We start from the raw sequence: 2,661 nt of genomic DNA, 5'->3' as shown, positions 1-2,661 counted from the left end.
CAAGAGGAGAGAAGCGTCGATTGCGGCAACAAAGCAAGGGGCTCACTGCCATCCAGCCTACCGCGTCGGCGGGCTGCTGGCCTAGAGACAGGTTGCCCGCTTGTGGGGGGATCCCGCACCTCACTTGGGAAGGAAGCGTTGGAAAGTCGGGAAACTCTGAGAAACAATAGGAAGGGAAAACCGCCCCAGGTTCTCCTCCGCCGGGCCAGGACGGCGTCCCCTTGGCCCCGACTTACCGAATTGCTGGCCTTATGAACATAGCCCCAAACCCCACTGCCGACCCTCTGCTGGAGCTGGATCCCGTCCTGCAAGGCAAGTTCCACCAGCTTGTCCAAATCTTCGCCGAGATGGGGCGGGTCTTGGTGGCCTACTCAGGCGGGGTCGATAGCAGCCTGGTGGCCAAACTGGCCTGGGATCAGGTGGGGGAGCGGGCCCTGGCCGTCACTGCCGCTTCCCCGGCGCTGTTGCCCGAAGATCTGGAGGAGGCCATCCGGCAAGCCCAATACATCGGCATTCGCCACCAGATCGTCGAGACCCAGGAGCTGCAGGATCCCCGCTACGCCGCCAACCCCGCCAACCGCTGCTACTTCTGCAAAAGCCACTTGCACGACACCCTGCGTCAGGTGGCTAAAACTCAGGGATACGACCACGTGGCAGATGGCCTCAACGCCGACGATCTGGCCGACTATCGACCGGGAGCGCAGGCGGCCCGAGAGCGAGGCGTGCGTTCTCCCTTGGCGGAGGTGGGGATGAGCAAGCTGGAGGTGCGGCAACTGTCTCGCCACCTGGGCCTGCCCTGGTGGGACAAGCCGGCCCAGCCCTGCCTCAGCTCCCGCTTTCCCTATGGCGAGGCAATCACCGCCGAGAAGCTGCGGCGGGTGGGATTGGCAGAGCGCTATCTGCGCAGCTTGGGCTGGCAGCAGGTGCGCGTGCGCTCCGAGAAAGATACTGCCCGCATCGAACTGCTCCCTCATCAAATCGTGGAATTTGTGCAAAAAACCGATCTGGCAGCGCTGGTCAAGGCCCTGCAATCTTTTGGTTATCTCTACGTCAGTCTCGATTTGGAGGGCTACCGCAGCGGCAAGCTCAACCGCGCCCTCAACCCGCCCCCGCCGACAACGGGCTGAGCCAGCCTAGGGGCTTGGGCTGAAGTTTTGTGCCAGGTTTAGGGGAATATGAAAGGGTTTTGGTGGCTCTGGCTTTGCTTGGGGGTGTTTGGTCTGGCAACAGCTGCTCCTGCCTCAGCCCAGAAAGGCCGGGTGGCAGCCGCTCCGCCGGGGGATACGACTGACGCCCTTGCGGAGCGCACGTTACGGCTGCGCTCGAACCGCCAAACCTTTGACCAGCGGGCGCAGGTTTTCCTGGCCGAGGGCAACGTGGAGATGCGTCTGGGCCGCTCTGTGCTGCGGGCAGATCGCTTGCGCATCGAGCTGCAACAGCGGCGAGCCGTGGCCGAGGGCAACGTTTCCATCGAGTTGGATCAGCAGCGCATCCAGGGATCCCGGCTGGAATACGACTTTGAGCAAGAGCGAGGAGTGTTGGAAGAAGCCTTCGGCCAGGTGGATATCGGCCAGTTGCAAGCTGCCGGATCCCCGGCGGCGGCCCTCTCGCCGCAGCGGCTGGTGCGCTTTCGCGCTGCCCGCATCCGCTTCGATGCCAACAACTGGGAAGGAGAGCAGGTGCGGCTGACCAATGACCCTCTCGATCCGCCAGAGCTGGAGATCCGCAGCCCGCGGGCGACCTCTACCTTGCAGGCGGATGGTTCCAGCCTGTTGATTGCCGAAGCTGGCCAACTGGTTTTCGACCAGGTCTTGTTTCTGCCCCTGCCCATTCGGCTGCGCTTTGACTCATTGAACCGTCAGCCTCCGGTCAGCCTTTTCTACGATGACTTCGACCGGGAAGAGCTGCGGCGCGGCCTGATCCTGCAGGCCAACTTCGAGCTGCTGCAGGATCCCAATCTCAGCCTGGTGCTCTCCCCGCAACTGTATCCGCAACGCCTTTGGGGCAGCGACCAAGGGATCCGCGATGGGATCGGGCTGCGGGCTGATTTTCGTTGGCGGCAACCGGAAGCCAATGCCCAAACCTCGCTGTTTGCCGAGCTGCGCGGGATCGTCTTCGAGGAATTTGCCCGGCGCTTGCGGGCTCAGGTCGAACACCGCGTTACCACCGGCAACGGCGGCCAAGTCACCTACACCTATGCGTATCAGGAGCGTTTTTTCAGCGGGCGGCTGGGGTTCCAGATTGTGGAGAATCGCCTTGGTGCTAGCTACAGCTCGCCCACCCTCCGCCTCGGCAACACTGGCTTGGACTTCAGCTACCGCATAGCCGCCGACTACATCGACGCCCTCGGGCAACTCAGCGACATCGACACCGATCCCGATCTGGCCTTGGCCAAGACCACCGACCGCATTCAGCTCGCCCGTCTGCAACTGGGGGCAACCCTAACTCGCTCCTTTCCCCTCTGGAGCCCTCCCAAGACGGCAGCAGATCCCCCGCCCCGCTTTTCCGCTCTGCCCATCGAACAGGGAATCTGGCTCAACACCGGCGTCAGCAGCAGCCAGTCACTCTACTCCAATGGGCGCACCCAAAGCTATACTGCCGGCAGCATCGGCATCGATGCGGTAATCGGGGCTTTTGTGGCCGATACCTTCGACTACACCA

General features: G+C 62.8%; 2 protein-coding genes. Both read left to right on the top strand.

Going from position 1 to position 2,661, the window contains the following annotated elements; genetic code table 11:
• Positions 1-251: 251 nt before the first annotated feature.
• The gene (gene larE / locus NW857_RS12680; protein WP_414332567.1) at positions 252-1,127 is read left to right on the top strand and encodes an ATP-dependent sacrificial sulfur transferase LarE; all 876 of its coding nucleotides are present in this window, start codon (positions 252-254) and stop codon (positions 1,125-1,127) included.
• Positions 1,128-1,175: 48 nt separating this feature from the next.
• Positions 1,176-2,661: DUF3769 domain-containing protein (locus tag NW857_RS12675; RefSeq protein ID WP_414369168.1), on the top strand; the 1,486-nt coding region annotated here is incomplete at its 3' end.

Source organism: Synechococcus sp. H55.9 (assembly GCF_047462355.1).
In the GTDB taxonomy this organism is placed as follows: Bacteria; Cyanobacteriota; Cyanobacteriia; order Thermostichales; family Thermostichaceae; genus Thermostichus.
Note: the sequence above shows the minus strand (reverse complement) of the source record. Positions and strands in the feature narration are given on the sequence as shown.